At 53.6% G+C, this 17659-nt stretch carries 16 protein-coding genes; 7 read left to right on the forward strand and 9 right to left on the reverse strand.

Features of this window, described 5'->3' with window-relative positions; translation table 11 throughout:
• The first annotated feature begins 92 nt into the window (after positions 1-92).
• Positions 93-791, forward strand: coding sequence for a pyrimidine 5'-nucleotidase (locus tag JXO50_09005; GenBank protein ID MBN2333228.1), 699 nt, complete (start codon positions 93-95; stop codon positions 789-791).
• Here the strand turns inward: JXO50_09005 and JXO50_09010 are convergent.
• The 9 genes from JXO50_09010 to JXO50_09050 form a co-directional block, all read right to left on the reverse strand.
• On the reverse strand, positions 745-2211 hold the full coding sequence (locus JXO50_09010; protein MBN2333229.1) for a phosphomannomutase/phosphoglucomutase: 1467 nt from the start codon (positions 2209-2211) through the stop codon (positions 745-747). The genes JXO50_09005 and JXO50_09010 overlap by 47 nt on opposite strands.
• A 5-nt stretch (positions 2212-2216) precedes the next feature.
• Positions 2217-3299, reverse strand: coding sequence for an NTP transferase domain-containing protein (locus JXO50_09015; GenBank protein ID MBN2333230.1), 1083 nt, complete (start codon positions 3297-3299; stop codon positions 2217-2219).
• A 73-nt stretch (positions 3300-3372) separates the two neighbouring features.
• Positions 3373-3744, reverse strand: coding sequence for a phosphomannose isomerase type II C-terminal cupin domain (locus JXO50_09020; GenBank protein MBN2333231.1), 372 nt, complete (start codon positions 3742-3744; stop codon positions 3373-3375).
• 160 nt (positions 3745-3904) lie between these two features.
• On the reverse strand, positions 3905-5698 hold the full coding sequence (locus tag JXO50_09025) for a VCBS repeat-containing protein (GenBank protein MBN2333232.1): 1794 nt from the start codon (positions 5696-5698) through the stop codon (positions 3905-3907).
• 231 nt (positions 5699-5929) lie between these two features.
• Complete coding sequence (locus JXO50_09030; GenBank protein ID MBN2333233.1) at positions 5930-7330, reverse strand: hypothetical protein; 1401 nt, start codon at positions 7328-7330, stop codon at positions 5930-5932.
• A 513-nt stretch (positions 7331-7843) separates the two neighbouring features.
• Positions 7844-8122, reverse strand: coding sequence for a putative addiction module antidote protein (locus tag JXO50_09035; protein MBN2333234.1), 279 nt, complete (start codon positions 8120-8122; stop codon positions 7844-7846).
• Positions 8119-8427 carry a type II toxin-antitoxin system RelE/ParE family toxin gene (locus tag JXO50_09040; GenBank protein ID MBN2333235.1) on the reverse strand — a complete coding sequence of 103 codons (309 nt, stop codon included), beginning with the start codon at positions 8425-8427 and terminating at the stop codon, positions 8119-8121. The genes JXO50_09035 and JXO50_09040 overlap by 4 nt, the downstream gene beginning before the upstream one ends.
• An 85-nt stretch (positions 8428-8512) precedes the next feature.
• Positions 8513-9745, reverse strand: coding sequence for an aminopeptidase P family protein (locus JXO50_09045; protein ID MBN2333236.1), 1233 nt, complete (start codon positions 9743-9745; stop codon positions 8513-8515).
• 5 nt (positions 9746-9750) lie between these two features.
• The gene (locus JXO50_09050; protein ID MBN2333237.1) at positions 9751-10161 is read right to left on the reverse strand and encodes a MerR family transcriptional regulator; all 411 of its coding nucleotides are present in this window, start codon (positions 10159-10161) and stop codon (positions 9751-9753) included.
• A 380-nt stretch (positions 10162-10541) separates the two neighbouring features.
• Here JXO50_09050 and JXO50_09055 point away from each other — a divergent pair, with 380 nt between their 5' ends.
• The 6 genes from JXO50_09055 to JXO50_09080 all read left to right on the forward strand — a co-directional run bounded on the left by JXO50_09055 (position 10542) and on the right by JXO50_09080 (position 17602).
• On the forward strand, positions 10542-11345 hold the full coding sequence (locus JXO50_09055; protein ID MBN2333238.1) for an ABC transporter ATP-binding protein: 804 nt from the start codon (positions 10542-10544) through the stop codon (positions 11343-11345).
• Positions 11346-11444: 99 nt separating this feature from the next.
• Positions 11445-13355: a long-chain fatty acid--CoA ligase gene (locus JXO50_09060; GenBank protein ID MBN2333239.1), complete on the forward strand. Its 1911-nt coding sequence runs from the start codon at positions 11445-11447 to the stop codon at positions 13353-13355.
• The gene (locus JXO50_09065; protein MBN2333240.1) at positions 13356-14240 is read left to right on the forward strand and encodes a branched-chain amino acid ABC transporter permease; all 885 of its coding nucleotides are present in this window, start codon (positions 13356-13358) and stop codon (positions 14238-14240) included.
• An 88-nt stretch (positions 14241-14328) separates the two neighbouring features.
• Positions 14329-15381: a branched-chain amino acid ABC transporter permease gene (locus JXO50_09070; protein MBN2333241.1), complete on the forward strand. Its 1053-nt coding sequence runs from the start codon at positions 14329-14331 to the stop codon at positions 15379-15381.
• Positions 15382-15480: 99 nt separating this feature from the next.
• A complete protein-coding gene (locus tag JXO50_09075; protein ID MBN2333242.1) occupies positions 15481-16671 on the forward strand; it encodes an ABC transporter substrate-binding protein in 1191 nt (396 codons plus the stop codon).
• Positions 16672-16810: 139 nt separating this feature from the next.
• A complete protein-coding gene (locus JXO50_09080) occupies positions 16811-17602 on the forward strand; it encodes an ABC transporter ATP-binding protein (protein MBN2333243.1) in 792 nt (263 codons plus the stop codon).
• Positions 17603-17659: the final 57 nt, after the last annotated feature.

Raw genomic sequence — 17659 nt, forward strand, 5'->3', positions numbered from 1 at the left:
AAGTGGTAATCCTAGCCCTGTGGTTTTGCTGGTTCTGAAGTGCCCGACAGTGAAAATAACGATTATATCTATGGTTTTTCTGGTTTTTAATAATGATGATATCTGCTGATTTTATTCTTTTTGATCTGGATAATACGCTTTATCCACGGGAAACAGGATTATTTTCCAGGGTTGATCGGCTGATCAATCAGTATATGGATGAGGTGGTGAAGATCCCGAGGGAGCAGGTCAATCAGCTGCGTCAGCAGTATTTTGCGGCCTATGGGACGACTCTTTCAGGCCTTATGGTCCATCATCAGGTGGATCCGGAAGAGTATCTGAGCTATGTCCATAATGTGCCGGTTGACCAGTTGATTCCCCGCGATGATCAGCTCGCCGGCCTGCTGGAGCGGCTGCCCGGGGAAAAATATATCTTCTCCAATGCCTCCCGCAGCCACTGCGATCGAGTACTGGATCACCTGGGGATTGCCGGTTATTTTCGCGATATTTATGATATTGTCAGGATGGAGTATCGACCGAAGCCTGAACGGCAGGTCTATGAGTCTATCGTCGAAGAAATTGGGCTGCCGCCGCATCAGGGCATCATGGTTGACGATCTGGAAGCCAATCTCGTGCCGGCCCGGGAGCTGGGCATGGGGACGGTGCTGGTCACAGGTGATGAGCAGGAGGAAAGCGGGTTGCTGAAGCGGCCGGCTGCTGAGGTTGATCTGGTGGTCCGCTCCGTCCACCAGCTGCCGGCGGTTCTCAAACGGTCTGCAGCTCCTGCATTACCTGTTTCAGCTGGTAGTTGATAAACTTTTGGAAAATCTGCAGGGTTTTCTTGTTTTCCGCCTCAAATCGCAGAACCAGGATCGGCTGGGTATTGCTCGCCCGGACCAAGGCCCAGCCGCTGGCAAAAACGACCCGCACCCCATCGATGGTGATGATCTTGTTGATGGTGGGACAGCTGGTGTTGCTGTCGCGGCAGTTGTAGAGCCGTTCCCGCAGTCGATCCACCACCGTGAATTTGATGTCGTCCGGGCAGTCGACCCGCAGTTCCGGAGTGTTGCAGGTTGACGGCAGAAAGTCCGCCACCTCGGTGAAGTGGAAGTTCTGCACCACCCTGCCCTTGACCGCCATGATTTCCAGCAGCCGCAACGTGGCATAGACCGCATCATCATAGCCGAAATAGCGGTGGGCAAAAAAGATATGCCCGCTCATTTCGCCGGCCAGCAGTGCATCTTCCTGCTTCATCTTCCTTTTGATCAGTGAGTGGCCGGTTTTCCACATGACCGGCCGGCCGCCCATGCCCTCAATAGCGTCAAACAGGGTCTGGGAGCATTTGACATCAGCAACAATGGCCGCGCCCGGGTGGCGTTGGAGAATGTCGGCGGCATAGATGATCAAGAGCTGATCCCCCCAGACAACCTTGCCGGCATTATCCACCACTCCAAGGCGGTCGGCATCACCGTCAAAAGCAACCCCCACATGGGCCTGATGGTCCTTGACGGCCCGTTTCAGATCCACCAGATTCTCTTCAACCGTGGGATCCGGATGATGGTTGGGGAAGGAGCCGTCCGGTTCAGGGTAGAGGCAATGAAACGTAAATCCCAGCCGCTCAAGGATGGCTGGCAGTACCAGACCGGCGGTGCCGTTGCCTGCATCGGCGACAACGGTAATCGGGGCATCAAAGGTCTGGTTGAAGGTTTTCAGACCGGCAAACTGCTGCTCAAGGTAAGCGAGGTAGTCGGGGATGATGTCGATCCGGTTGTAGGAGCCGGTTTGCCGGTCGCAGGGGAACGATGGCGCTTCATGGACCTTTTCCCGCAGGGACTCGATCAGTTCTTCGATGACACTGCGGCCGTTGAGGGTGATCTTGAGGCCGTTGAACTCGGAGGGGTTGTGGCTGCCGGTAACCATGATACTGCCCAGGACATCGTCCATGGTCGCCTGGGAAAAATAGCAGACCGGCGTGGTGCATAGTCCCAGGTCCCTGATGCTGATGCCCTGATTGCGCAGTCCCCGGATCAGGGCGGCGGCAATCCTCGGTGAGTGCAGGCGCATGTCCCGGCCGATGGCCAGGGTGATGGGCTGCTCATCGGGGGTGCCATACTCGTCCTGAATCAGGTCACCCAGGCTTTCACCGATTACTTCAACGGCTCCGTCATGGAGATCGTCATCCGCGTGGCCGCGGATATCGTTTTTTCGGAATATGTGAGGATTTATTTTCATCAGCCCTAAAGCAGTTCTTTGTTTCCGGCTTGCCGCAGCTGTTCCACCACGTTCCTGACTTTCTGCGAGCTGCCTTTTTTACAGATCAGCAGGGCATCATCGGTATCGACGACCAGCAGGTTTTCGACATCAATGAGGGCCGTTGGTTTGGCGGCAAACACCGAATTGTTGCGACTGTCAATGGTGATGGTTTTGGCAGCGGCTTCCCGGGGCCGGAGATGCAGTTCATCAAGGGCATCCCAGCTGCCCAGGTCGCTCCAGGCAAAGCTGCCGGGGATAACCGCCACCTTGGACGATTTTTCCAGCACCCCGTAATCAATGGAAATTGACTCGACGGTGGCAAAATAGTTCAGCAGCGCCTGATCCAGCCCCAGGTTTTCCCGGTCCCGGCAAAAATCTTCCAGGCAGCGGGAAACGCCGGGGAGGTGGGCGGCCAGTTCAGCCAGGATCGCCTCGACGCGCCAGATGAAAATGCCGCTGTTCCAATAATAGTTGCCGGCCTGCAGGTACTGGAGCGCCTTGTGTACATCGGGCTTTTCGACGAAACGATCAACCTTGCATACCGTTTGACCGGCTGGCCAGCTGCCGGCCATTGCTTTACCCCCCTGAATATAGCCGTAACCGGTTTCCGGCCTGGAGGGCGTCATTCCCAGGGTAACCAGGTATCCCTCGTCGGCCACCCGGCAGGCCAGTTCCAGGGTCCGGAGAAAGGCCGGCACCTCGCCGATGTAATGGTCAGCCGGCAGGACGATCATGGTGGTTGCCGGCCCCTGCTCCGTGGCCAGCAACTGGGCGCCAAGGGCAATGGCGGGGGCCGTGTTGCGGCCCACCGGTTCAGCAATGATGCGGCTCGAGTCCAGGGGTGGGACCAGCAGTTCCCTGACCTGCGATTGGTGATCCCGGTTGGTGATCACCATGATCTGCGGTCCAGGAACCAGGGACGCCAGTCGTTCCACCGTCGCTGCCAGAGTCGTCTGGCCGCCGAGCAGCGGGATCAGCTGCTTGGGCCGCTGGTGGCGGCTCAGGGGCCAGAAGCGGGTGCCGGAGCCGCCAGCCAGAATAACCGCGTGAATATCATTACTCTTCATAGTGTCCATATCGAAGTTTATTGCCGCAGGAACTGTTGTCACGGCATCTTTTTTATCCTTGTACCTTTAGCTTTTATCCTTGCACCGCTCTTTTATAATCATCGGCAAAACGGACGATATCATCCTCGCCGAGGTAGCTGCCCTGTTGGACTTCGATGATTACCACCAGCTCGTCGGTCCGATTCTCAAGCCGGTGCTTTGCCTCCCGGGGAATGAAGACATGGCCGCCAACGGCCACCTCCCGCTCCTGGTCGTCGACCGTGATCACGGCCGGACCCTCGATTACCACCCAGTGCTCGCTCCGCTGGTGATGGAGCTGGAGGCTGAGGCGCTGGCCGGGATTGACGACGATCTTTTTGACCTGGCAGCCCTCTTCCCGGTGGAGAACCTGATAGGTGCCCCAAGGGCGGCTCACCGGTTCAAGGGCTTGCATGTATTGGCTCATGGATTTTCTTTCCGGTTATCAAAGCTGGGGATGAAAAGCAGTTATGCTTACCATTTTCCTTTTATCGGCAGCTTCCGGGAACTCTTTAGGAGGAAGCGAAAAAAAGGATGGCACGATGCCATCCTTTTTGGGGAATGATGAAATGCAGGAGTGGTGAACGCTATTCGACCATCTCCAGGGCATATTTGCCGCTTTCGTTTCTGGTCAGAAGCACCATCGTATCCTTGCTTTTCACCCTGGTAAAAGTGAAATCGATGATGTCGCGGGCCAGTGCCGGCGATTTCCAGGTTTCCACAATGCCGCCGCTGTCTTTCCACTGGACGCCCACCACCTGGTCATGCTCGGAAGCTTTATCTTTCAGCAGGCTGACCCCTTTTTCCAGCAGTTCAGGGTTGATCCGCCGCTCTTTCTTGATCAGAAAGGCCTGGCGGCCAAAGGAGCTCTTCAGAACGAAACGGCGCGGGGCAAAGCGGTTAACCGCTGTTTTCTTAATGCTGAAACCCCCTTCATACTCGGTTTCCGCCAGTTTCTGCAGATAAATTACTTCGTCATAGAGGCCGAATGATTCATCGGCGGTGGTCAGCAGGTCCTCGTTTTTGGCATTGTAGCCCCCCAGGCCGCCTTCCATATCCAAAACCAGGAGCTGATCTTCATTGAAGGGGTTCAGGATAAAATTATCGACGGCGAAAACATTGTGGGCCGGTTGGTACTCTCCCTTAATCTCCAGTTTACCGGCGAAAAAACCGGCCCAGCGAATTGGCAGCTTGTACTGTTTGAAATCATCGATCTCCTGGGCCAAAAGGACCTGTTTCCCCTCCCTGGTTTCCATAACCCGGAAATAGTAGGGGAAGTCAGAGCCCAAAGATCTCAGGTTCTGGTTTTCCATTTCCAGGACCAGCGAGGAAAGCCGGGTATCGGGCTTATCGCTGACCGTCACGGGCAGCCCCAAGGTAACATAGAGCTCATCCTTGCCATTATGGTTGAAGTCTCCGCAATGGAGATTAAGCGGCAGCGTGTCCTTGTGTGGCAGCCGGTAACGGGCAAAGGGTTTGAGCTGATCGCCTTCAATCTGGAAGGCTTCAACCCAGGCATTGTTGAGCAGCACCAGCTCATCCCGGCCGTTGCCGTCGAGATCGGCAAATAGTAGCCGATTGTAGCCGCTTTTCAGCTCGATTTTGCTGGCCAGCTGCGTATTGGCGGCGGCCTTGCCCGGCCGGGTGAAAGAATGTGCCGCCCCCTGGGTTGCGGAGTGGCCGCTTCCCTGCTGGAAACGCAGGCCGAAGGGGACGGTAACCGGCATCGGCATCGGCAGGGCATAGGCAATGGTCATGAGGACCGTTCCCTCCAGGTCGGTGAGCTGGCCGATTATCTGCTGATCCCGGCCTTCGAGGCGCAGAATCAGGGGTCTGATGCCCATCTCAGGGCCATAACTCAGTTCCTGGAACGATTTTACCGCGTAGGGAATATGGGCCTGCTGGAGTTCCATGGTCAGATCCCGGTAGGGAAACTGCCGCTCAGGGGCCGCCAGGTTGGTATAGAGATAGAGCCGGTTATAGGAAAAGGGAAACAGCGGCGCACCCGGGGGGATGGCGCCGGTGGTACCGTCAATGATGATGCCCCGGGCCTGGCTGCCATGGAGCTGGGTCAGGCGGATGAGGGCGGCATTGTTCTGCAGTGGCAGCGGCACCCCCGGCAGGGAGGTGTCCTTGACTGCCACCAGGGAGCCGACGCTCAGCCGCCGGTCGGCAATCTCCATGATCACCGCATCATCCTGGAGCAGCATCACCCGACCGGCCTGCAGGTTGCCGCCTGCAAGGTTCGCGCCGGCGGCATTGACCAGCTGCTGCCAGCTGCCGGCGGCCGCCAGATTGGGAGACAGGCTAAGCAGGATAACAAGGGAGAAAAAGAGCATTTTGCAATGCCGCCAGGTTGCTGACCGAAAAGATGATGTCATGGTGCCTCTCCAGATAGACAGGATATTCACCCCGAGTAGGCGGAGGTTACAGAGAAGGGTATTGATGCTGTTCTCCGGATTTCTTCAAACCACGCCGGTGGTGAAAATGATGGATAACTCCTAATTCAGGTTTCGCATACTAAGGAAAGAGGTGCTAAAATGCAAGAAAAAAACCCGGCCCCAAAGGGGCCGGGTTTTTTTCATACAAGAACTTAATGAAGCTAGGTCAACTTACCACGTCCAGCCGATTTCCAGGGTGGAAGCAATCGCGGTATCATCGCCACCAATATACTCTTCGAGGCCGTCACCCGGATCCAGGCAGCTGAACACGTAGGTGACGTAGAAGTTGGGGGAGAAAGGATACTTGACCTGGAAATCGAAGGTGTAGCCGATTTCATCGTCATCAAGGCCCAGTGCATCTTCCTCGGCATATTCCAGATAGGCCAGCTGCACTTTGTAGGAGAAGCTGTTGATCTTACCCTTGGAGCCAATGCCGTAGTAGACCAGGCCGGGGTTGCTGCCCTTGCCGGCGCCGCCGATGCCGCCATAAGTGTCGCCAGCACCGAGGCCTGACCGCTCAGGAACATTGCCATAGAGGGGGGCACCAAATCCAAGATGTTCATAGAGGATTGCGCCGTCCATGCCGAACATGGGGGTATAGCGGGCGATGTTGGTGATGCCCACAAAGCCTTCCAGGTCGTCATCGAGAGGATCGTCGTCACCCTGGACATAGTAGAAGCCCAAGTAGGGGTTGAATTCCGGGCTGACGGCGAAGCCGACGCCGGCATGCAGGGCGTAGGAGCTGATGTCGTAGTCAGCGGCATTGTCAATGTCGCCGGTTACGCCGACGATTTCAAACTGCGGCTGGATGATGCCGATATTGCCATAGCCTTCAAGGCCATAGTAATAGGCGTTTGAGCTGCCGCCACCACCCATAGCCACTTTGCCCTGATGGCTAAGAGACACGAAGGGGCTGAGGGTGAATTTGCCGTCATCGCCGGTGGCGAAGACATAGTTCAGTTTGGCGTTGTAGGCATACCAGTCGCTGTCATAGTCATCGTCGCCAAGATCATCGGAGTCTTCGATGAGCAGCATGGTCAGGGCCCAGTTCAGGGTCTTGTCGCCGCCGGACAGTTCGATGAAGGGATGGTCATCGCCATAGACCAGACCACCGGTTTTGAGGTCGAGGAATTTCACGTCCCAACCGGCAGAAAATTTGACGCTGCCGAAATTATACCAGAAATTGGAGCGCTCGACGCTGAATTCGGAACCGAAAGGATCATCGGCATTGCCGTAGTCGTTGCGGTCGACGTTGTCTTTGGTCATGTGGATGTCATCTTCGAGAATGACCTTGAAGCCCCAGTTTTCTCCGGTGCCCTTGAAGCCCAGGCGCAGCTCGTTGCGGACGAAGAAACCGGCACCCCAGCCGCCCTCGGTGAGGGTTACTGCATCGCTGGTATCGCTGTTGTAATCAACCAAATTTTTGAAGTAGCTGGGGATCAAACGGTTGCTCCCGAACAGCTGCATGTCAACATTCTTGCTGGCGCTGACTTCGCCCATGGCGGCGAAGGACGCTGCTGCAGAGGCGGCGATAAAAACGCACACCAGCAGGGCAATCATACTTTTTTTCATAATCGAACTCCTTTAGTTACTATTGATAATAGTGTTGCACCAAACAGTTACTGTTGTTCAATGTGCCACCCCCTCCTTTAAAAAGGCTGGCAAAAACGCTCTTTCCTGACTCTCCGCATCCCTCCTTTCTTTGGTTTTCGTTTACAGCCCTTTTCGGACTGCGCATTAAAACCTTTACTGAAAAGTTGTTCTTTCCCCGTATTGTGGGGGGCAATAAAACAGTATTTTGCCTGATATCAGCCTGTAATTGTTTTGTCAACAGTTTTTTAAGAGAATTTTAATATTTTATTAAGGCCGGGTTTCAAACAGGATAAAGGGACGGTGTAAGGTATAAGGTGTAAGGTATAAGGCCAGAGAGGTGCAAGGCGGATGGTTTACGGGAAACAAACAACTGTCCAGTGGCCCGAGCTTTTGTTACTATGTGCAGCCCGGTTCCTTGCGGTGTGCTCACCTTTACTTTCCGTAAACCATAGTACGATAAAGGTCACGTTTGGTAACTCTCAGGGTGGAGGCTTAAACAATTGCCAGTTTGCAGCCTAGGGCTTCTATAACCTTTTTGACGGTATCAAATTTGGGGGTTGCGTTTGGGGATAACGCCTTGTAGAGGTTTTGGCGACTTAAATTTGTTTTTCGGGCGATTTCTGTCATTCCCTGAGCTTTCGCTACATTGCCGATCGCCGTTATCAAAAGTTGACTGTCGCCATCTTCGCATGCAGCTTGCAAATACTCACGGATCATTTCCGGGCTGTCAAGATACTCGCTGGCATCCCATTTTTTCGTGGTTATTTTCATTGATGGTCTCCTTCTAAAGCTTGCATTATCGCACGGGCTTTTTCAATATCGCGACTTTGGCTCGATTTATCACCGCCACAGAGCAGAAAAATTATCTTGTCGTTTTGAATCGTGTAGTAGGCTCGGTACCCGGGGCCGAAGAAAAATCTAAGCGCAAACAGATTTTGAGAAACGCTTTTATGATCGCCGAAGTTTCCGAGTTGCAATTTGTCCAAACGACTCAAAATTCTTGCCCGGAACTTATTGTCTTTGATCGAGGCAAACCATTTATCAAATATATTGGTGGTTTCGATTTCGTATCCCATATAAGAATGTCGCATATAAAAGACAAATTGTCAACTGGAGAACATGAAACTATTTACCGTATACCTCTACTAATAAGGGGGTAGCTCACACAATTACCATTGCTTCACCATCCGTTGTCAGCCGCTCATTGCCGTTGCCGGTCAGCAGGTAGGTGTTTTCGATGGTGATCACCCCCTGGTCGGGGAAGATGAACTTGGGCTCCAGGGCGATCACCATGCCAGCTTCAAGGATTTGTTTGCTGCCCCGGGCCATGAAGGGAAACTCATCCACTTCCAGGCCGACCCCGTGGCCGACGAAGGAAACCCGGTCGCCGCCGGTGCCGAGGAAGTGGTTGCCATAGCCCATGTGTTCGGCCAGTTCAACGGCCAGGTCATGGATGGAGCCGGCAACCACTCCCGGCCGGGCGGCCTGAACCAGTTCCCGGTTGAGGGTCAGCAGGTCCCGGTGGGTCTTGAGAAGTTGCTTTGCCGGTTGACCCAGGCAGAACATCCGGGTTTCATCGCCCAGGTAGCCGTCGGCGTTGACCATGAAATCGATGCTGACCGGGATGCCTGGCTGCAGCGTCCTGGTGGTTGCCCCCTGGGGGAAGGCGGGGCTCAGCCCGAGGCCGTTGGTGGGGGCGTCCAGGTAGCCGCGGGCGGCGGCGGCGGGGCCGGAGATCACGTGGCCGAAAAACAGCTCGTTGTTCCAGCCGCGCATGCGGGCGATGCCCAGGTGACCCCGGATGCGGGCCTGGTATTCGAGCTCGGCCTGCAGCTCCAACTCGGTGATTCCCGGTTTGATGATGGTGGCGGCATGCTTAAAAACCTCGCTCATGATCCGGCAGGCCTTCCTAATGCACCCTGTTTCATAGGTGCTTTTCAAGGCCCGGACCTGACGTATGAGCGGACTGATATCGATAATCGGGGTGCCGGCAAGCAGGTCGGCATAGCGCCGGTAGATTCTGGTTGGCAGGACATCCAGTTCCAGGCCGAGGGCGTTCTTGCCGTCCAGGCGGCCTTTAATGTCGGTGACCAGGTCGGCAAGGGAGAGTTGGGGACGGATATCGGTCAGGGGGGATTCCTGCCGGCCCCGGTCGAAACTGCGGCGGACCCAGAAGGTCGGGGTGCCGGTTGCTGGAATGAAAAGGATGCCGTTTTGCAGGGTGCCGGTGCAGTAGAAAATGTCGGTGTTCTGCAACAGCAGGGCGCCGCCGGTTCCCTGTTCGGCCAGGCAGGTCTGAAAGCGGGCAATGCGGTCAACGATTTCGGCGGCCGGAACCTGATGGTACGGGGTGGTGTATCCTGTTCCGGTCGGGGAGGAATCACAGGAAAACATTGTCCTCAGGAGGCCTGCAGCTTTTCTTCAATCCTGGCGATGTAGGATTCCATTTCGCTTTTCAGCTTGGCCAGCTCGCGAATGCGGATGTCAATTTCCGTATCGTGGTGGCGAAGCAGCTCCACCACTCGCGGCAGGACTTTTTTGTTGGATCGGTGGATGGAGTAGATGCGTTCAAGCTCGGCCATATCGTTGAGGGAAAGGCCCAGCAGTTTGAGCTTTTTGATGAACCGCAGCCGGCGCAGGTCGTTGTCGGTGTAGATCCGGCGGCCGCCTTCCATCCGCTTGACGGTGTTGAGGAGACCGATCTCCTCATAGTAGCGAATCGTCCGCGGACTCATGTCCAGCATTTTGCCCAATTCGCCTATGCGGTAGCTTTTAACTGCTTCCCTGGATTTCATGTCGCCTGTGGTCATGGGTTGTACCTTGTACCTAGTCACTCTATGGAAAAGGTGAAAAAACTGTGTTACATTCGGAAAAAAGCCCTATCTTTGTAGCGTTACTCCGGGATAATGTCAACAATTTTTAGTCGCTTCCCCGGCGCCATAGCCCTTCCTTTATAAAAGTGCGGTGAAAAGTCAGCGGTGAATTTTACCCCTAAAAATTCCCATACTTAAAGGATGCCTAGGGTTTCCGGATGACTTGTTTGATGATTTCCGGGGGTGGAAAAAGTTTTTTTTCTCGCTTCCCCTTGCCAGCTCACGTTAGCTGTTTTTTTTATTGACAAGGATTGGGAGATGTTATATTGAAGCCCCCTATCGTTATAAAGATGTTTTAAATTACTCAGAGGATACGAATGGCTACCGAGCACAATCAACCATTACTGCAAATCGAAGATGTATCTCTCAGTTTCGGTGGGGTCAATGCGCTGCTGAATGTCAGCCTGGAGGTACAAAAGGGGGAGATCTTCTCCATTATCGGCCCTAACGGTGCCGGGAAATCCAGTATGTTCAACTCGATCAGCGGTCTGTATCACCCGCAGCGCGGCAAGATTATTTTCAAGGGGCAGGATATTACTACCATGCCGCCCCATAAGATCACCGCCTTGGGGATTGCCCGGACGTTCCAGAACATCGAGTTGTTCAAGGGGATGACCGTGCTGGACAACCTGATGCTGGGACGCCATATCCTGATGAAAACCGGCCTGTTCAGCGGCGGCCTGTTTTTTGGCAAGGCGCAACGGGAGGAGCTGGAGCATCGGAAGGTGGTTGAGGATATCATTGACTTTCTGGAGATCGAGCATATTCGCAAGAAGCAGGTTGCCATGCTTCCCTATGGTCTGCAGAAGCGGCTGGAGTTGGGCCGGGCCCTGGCGCTGGAACCGGATCTGCTGATCATCGATGAGCCGATGGCAGGGATGAACCTGGAGGAAACCGAGGATATGGCCCGTTTCATCCTCGACATCAACCAGGAGCGGCACATAACCGTGTTCCTTATTGAGCATGATATGGGTGTGGTCATGGATATTTCCGACCGGGTGGCAGTGCTTGACTTTGGTGAGCTGCTGGCAGTCGGGACTCCCGAGGTGGTGCAGCAGGATCCGGCTGTGGTACGGGCTTATCTGGGTGAAGAAGAGGATGCCGAACTCTATCGGCGATAAAAGAACGGTAGTAAGGTGTATGGTACGGGTCCAGGTAACGTAGGCCGACCGTATACCCTTTTTTAAGGTTACCAACAAACGAGGTGTAGATAAGAGATCATGACAGAAGATACCCTCCCGAAACTTCTTATTCGTAATGCCAAAAAATACGGTCATTCCCGCCATGCAATGCGGGAAAAGGATTTTGGCATCTGGCAGAGTTTTACCTGGCAGGACTATTTTGAGCACGTGAAGTATTTTGCTCTGGGGATGGCGGCGCTGGGGGTTAAGAAGGATGATAAGATAGCCATCATCGGCGACAACCGGCCGGAGTGGATCTATACGGAGCTGGCGGCCCAGTGTCTCGGGGCAGTGCCGATCGGCATCTACCAGGACTCGATCCTCAAGGAAGTATCCTATATCATCGATCTGGCGAAAGCCAAGCTGGTGGTTGGTGAGGACCAGGAGCAGGTGGACAAGATTCTCGACATGCAGGAAGATATGCCCAGTGTTGAGAAGATCATCTACCACGACCCCAAAGGGATGTACAGCTACGATGATTCCATGCTGCTCTTCTTCCCGGATGTGGAAGCCATGGGTCGGGAGTTTGAGCTGCAGCACCCGGACTTTTTCGAGGAGCAGGTCAATGCTGCCCATGAGGATGATGTGGCCGCCATCTGTACCACCTCGGGAACCACCGGCAACCCGAAACTTTCTCTTCTCAGCCATAGGAATCTCCTGCGGATGGCGAAAAATCTCGGCGAGGTGGACCCGAAGAAAGAATCGGATGATTTTGTCTCCTTTCTTCCCCTGCCCTGGATTGGTGAGCAGATGATGGCGATCTCCAGCGCCCTGCTCTTCGGTTTTACGGTCAACTTTCCGGAAAAACCGGAAACGGCTCAGGATGATATCCGTGAAATCGGTCCCCACGTCATGTTTTCGCCGCCCCGGGTCTGGGAGAATATGGCCGCCATGGTGCAGGTGAAGATCATGGACGCCTCACCCATGAAGCGTTTTTTCTATAATAAATGCCTGCCCATCGGCTATCAGTGGGCCGATTTCAAGTTTCAGAAGAAGCAGCCCGGATTCATGGATAAGCTCAAGTACAAGATCGCCTACTGGCTGGTCTTTCGGGCTCTCAAAGACCGCCTCGGTTTCACCAATATTCGCAGCGCCTCCACCGGCGGCGCCGCCCTGGGGCCGGATACCTTCCGGTTCTTCCATGCGCTGGGTGTCAATCTGAAGCAGATTTATGGTCAGACCGAAATAGCGGGGATCTCCTGCATCCATCGGGATGGGGATGTGGATTTTGATTCGGTGGGTATACCTATTCCGGAAACGGAGATCAAGATCACCGAAGAAGGGGAGATCATCTCCCGCAGCCCCTCGCTGTTTTTGGGTTATTATGAGAACCAGAAAGCCACCGATGAAACGATTATTGACGGCTGGCTCCACTCAGGTGATGCCGGTTATTTCAATGATAAGGGTCATCTGGTGGTTATCGACCGGGTCAAGGATGTCATGACCCTGCGGGATGGGACCAAATTCTCACCCCAGTTTATTGAGAACAAGCTCAAGTTCAGCCCCTATATCAAGGAAGCGGTGGCCATCGGCCACATGCGCGATTATATTGTTGCCATGATTTGCATCGATTACCCTATCGTTGGCAAATGGGCGGAAAACAACCGCCTGGCCTATACCACCTATACCGATCTGGCGTACCAAGACCCGGTCTATGAGATGATTGAACGGGAAGTGGTGCGGGTCAACGAAGCCCTGCCTGAATCCGCCCGGATTGAAAAATTCATTCTTCTCTATAAGGAGCTGGATGCCGATGATGATGAACTGACCCGGACCCGGAAGGTGCGGCGCGGTTTTGTCGATCAGAAATATAATGAGATTATTGAAGGGATGTATCTCGGAAAAGAGAATATTCCCATTGAAACGAAGATCAAGTATCAGGACGGTTCGGTGAAAACCCTAAAGGTCAATATTAAAGTAAAAGCTTTTTCCGGGGGAGGCGGTAAATAGATGGATTTTTTTCTTCAACTGTTAATCAGCGGCATTGTCGTCGGCAGCATATACGCCCTGGTTGCCCTCGGTTTTGTCCTCATTTATAAAGCTACCGGAGTTATCAATTTTGCTCAGGGTGAATTCCTCATGGTCGGTGCCTACATCTGCCTCGGGATGGTGACCACGCTGCATATCCCCTTCTGGATTGCTTTCTTCATGACCATGGCGGTGACCGTTGTTCTCGGCCTGGTCATTGAGCGGGTGGCATTGCGTCCGATGATCGGTGAACCGATTATTGCGATCATCATGCTGACCATCGGCCTGTCAAGCGTCCTCAAATGCTGTGTGCAGCTGGTCTGGGGTCCGAACAACCGGGTCTACCCGCAGATTTTTTCCCAGGTACCCATCCATATAGGACCGGTGGTCGTCTCCCAGGTCTATCTGTGGAGCGTTGGTTTTGCCCTCCTTTTCCTCGGGCTTTTTACCCTTTTTTTCCGCTATTCACCCTCGGGAATTGCCATGCGGGCGGTGGCCGATGATCAGCAGGCGGCCCTTTCCATGGGGATCAGCGTCAAAAAGGTGTTTGCCATGGCCTGGTGTATTGCCTTTCTGGTGGCCGCAGTGGGCGGCATCTTCCTCGGCAACATCAACGGGGTTAATATTTCCCTGGGATTTTTTGGCCTCAAAGTGTTTCCTGCGGTTATCCTTGGTGGTTTGGACAGTATTCCCGGAGCGATTCTCGGCGGCCTGATTATCGGTGTGCTGGAAGCGTTGACCGGCGGCTACCTCGATCCCATCCTCGGCGGCGGTACCGCCGAAGTAGCCCCCTTTGTGGTTCTGGTTGTCATTCTGATGATCAAACCTTATGGGTTCTTCGGTACAGAAGTGATTGAAAAGGTATAAGCTGGAGCCGGTTTAGAGCCTTGCGGGAACAGCAACCAGGAATTTTAGAACTTGTTTTTATTGTTAAACTCTGATTAAGGTATATGCTATGAGCGCCAATATTTGTGGAGATTATAAAACCAGTTATAAAGAGGATATGGTCCTTTTCCAGACCACCTTCTCAAAATTTTGGATCATTGCCTTTGTGCTAGCTCTCTACGTGGTGCCCCTGTTTCTCGGGAACTATGTTCTCTATGTAGCCAACATGATCTGCATCGCGGTGATTGGTGCGTTGGGAATCAACATCCTCACCGGCTTTACCGGCCAGATATCCCTGGGACACGGGGCCTTCATCGGCATCGGCGCCTACACCTCCGGCTACCTGACCATGAAGCTTGGGGTTCCCTTTATTGTTGCTCTGCCGGCAGCCGGGGTAGTGACGGCATTATTCGGCATGGTTTTCGGCATTCCTTCCCTGCGTCTCAAGGGACTGTACCTGGCCATTGCCACCTTGGCGGCCCAGTTCATCATTGAATATCTGATGGTCCATCTGGAGCCGATTACCAACGGTGTTTTGGGGCTGCTGGTTGACTACCCGTCAGTCTTCGGTTTTTCCTTTGATACCGATCTGAAATACTTCTACCTGACGGTGAGTATTGCCATTCTGGCCACCCTCTATGCCAAAAATTTGATCAGGACGCGGCCGGGCCGCGCCTTTATCGCCATTCGCGACCGTTATATCTCGGCGGAGGTGATGGGGGTCAATCTTTTCAAGTACAAACTGATGGCCTTTGGCATCAGTTCTTTTCTGGCCGGGATTGCCGGCTCCCTGTGGGCCCATTATGTCACCATTATTACGCCGGAACATTTCACCATCGGTGTTTCCATTGAGTATCTGGCGATGATTATCATCGGTGGTCTGGGGCATCTGATCGGCGCTATCTACGGGGCTATTTTCATGGTCCTGCTGCCTGAAGTCCTGCGCTTGATGAGTGAATCCATGAGCGGCCAGTTTCCGATGATTGTCAATATGTTTGCGGCCATCAAAGAGGGGATCTTCGGTGCGATCATCATCGGCTTTCTGGTTTATGAGCCGGATGGCCTGGCACACCGGTGGCAGATGATCAAGGCATACTGGAAGCTGTGGCCGTTCTCCTACTGATTACCGGTGCAGGGGCAATTAGACATGCATGCAATAGTGGTGCATTGTCAGGATAATATACGAGAAGTGATTGTAGAAAACTAAACTGAGGAGGGAAAGATGAAAAAACGGTTATTGTTGGTAATTGCATTGTCCTTTGCGCTCTGTTGCCTTGGAACGTCGGCAATGGCGGCGAAGACCATCAAAATTGGTGGGCTGTTTGATATTACCGGTGGTACCGGCAGCGTTGGTACCCCCTATGCCGAAGGGGTTCGCGACTACGTCCGCTACGTCAACGAAAACGGCGGTATCAATGGGATGCAGATTGATCTGCTGGACGTAGACTATTCCTACAAGATTCCTCAGGCGCTGGCTGCCTATAAGAAATTCAAGAATGCCGGCGTAGTGGCAATCATGGGTTGGGGCACCGGTGACACCGAAGCCATGGCTCCCATTGTTACGAAAGATCACATCCCTTACATGTCCGCTTCCTATTCGGAGCATCTGACCAATCCTGCCGTGACGCCCTACAACTTCATGGTGGGGACCACCTATGCCGACCAGGGGCGGGTAGCGTTGAAGTACATTGCCGACACCTGGACCGACAAAAGCCGCAAACCCCGGGTTGCGCTGATCTACAATGACACCGGTTTTGGCCGTTCCCCCTTCTTTGACGTTGACTACCAGGGCCATCATTTTCCGGCTGCTGAATCCTATGCCAAGGAAGTTGGCGTTGAGATCGTTGACACCCCGGTGATCGGTCTGCGGGCGCTTGATGCCACGCCGCAGCTGCTCAGCATGAGCAAGAACAACCCGGATTTTGCCATCGTCCAGGAAACCTCCGTGATGGCGACGATTCTCAAAGATGCCAAAAAGCTGGGTCTGACGACTAAATTCTTTGCCCTCAACTGGGCGATGAGCGAAAATATCCTCAAGCTGGCCGGTGAAGCTGCAGAAGGCTGCTACTGGACCAACCCGTTCGCGGTGTGGACCGATGATGCTCCCGGCGTTGCCAAAGCCCGTGAGATCAGCGAAAAATATCATCCCGGCGTCAAGCAGATCGTCAACTACTTCCAGGGCTATACCGCCATGCTGGTCATGAGCGAAGCGATCAGCCGGATCGAAGGCGAAGTCACCGGAGAAAAGATTAAGGATGCCCTTGAGAACATGAAAGATTTTGATACCGGCGGTCTGACCGTGCCCATCACCTTCACCAAGGACAGCCACAAAGGCTCTCTGGGTCTGCGGATTTACCAGGTCAAGAGTGGTGAATTGCAGCGGGTAACCGACATTATTACGGTCAAACGCTAACCACAGCTGTAATCTGGTAGTGGATACAAGATAAGCATGATAACCGGGGGCCGGAACCGCATGAGGAGCCGGCCCCCGGTTCCCTCACCAATATTATTCTTAAGCATTTTATGATCCGGAGTTATGACCCATGGGTATGATGCTCAACGTTAACAATATCGAAGTTATTTATAATGAGGTTATTCTGGTGCTTAAAGGGATGTCCCTGGAAGTGCCGGAAGGCAAGATTGTCACCCTGTTGGGAGCCAATGGCGCCGGCAAGACCACAACCCTGAAGGCAATCTCCGGTCTTCTCAAGGCGGAAGAAGGTGAGGTCACCGACGGCAACATTGAATTCATGGGTGAGGTTATCAATAAGAAAGATGCGGAAGATATTGTTAAAGAAGGCATCTTCCAGGTTATGGAGGGCCGGCGGATTTTCAAGGATCTGACGGTGACCGAAAATCTGATTGTTGGCGGTCATATCCGTAAAGATCGGAAAAATTTCAAGCGTGATATGGAAATGGTGTTCAATTATTTTCCGCGGCTTAAAGAGCGTTATAAGCAGGTTGCCGGCTACATGAGCGGCGGTGAGCAGCAGATGCTGGCCATCGGCCGGGCGCTTATGTCATCACCCAAGCTGATGATGATGGATGAACCGTCATTGGGGTTGGCGCCGTTGCTGGTGAAGGAAATCTTTACCATCATTCAGCGGATCAACAAAGAAGAAGGTACGACGATTCTGCTGGTGGAGCAGAATGCCAATCTGGCCCTGAGGATAGCCGACTACGGCTATATTATGGAAGGGGGCAAGGTGGTAATGGATGATGATACCGAAAGTCTGCGCAACAACCCCGACGTCAAGGAGTTTTATCTGGGCCTGTCCGAGGTTGGGAAGAAGAAGAGCTATAAGGATGTGAAGCACTACAAGCGTCGCAAACGCTGGCTATAATAACGTTTTGCAAGGTGGGAGAGGGTGTGCAGGGTTTGTGGACCAGGAACAAGCGGT

The organism is Candidatus Anaeroferrophillus wilburensis (assembly GCA_016934315.1).
Classification (GTDB): domain Bacteria; phylum Desulfobacterota; class Anaeroferrophillalia; order Anaeroferrophillales; family Anaeroferrophillaceae; genus Anaeroferrophillus; species Anaeroferrophillus wilburensis.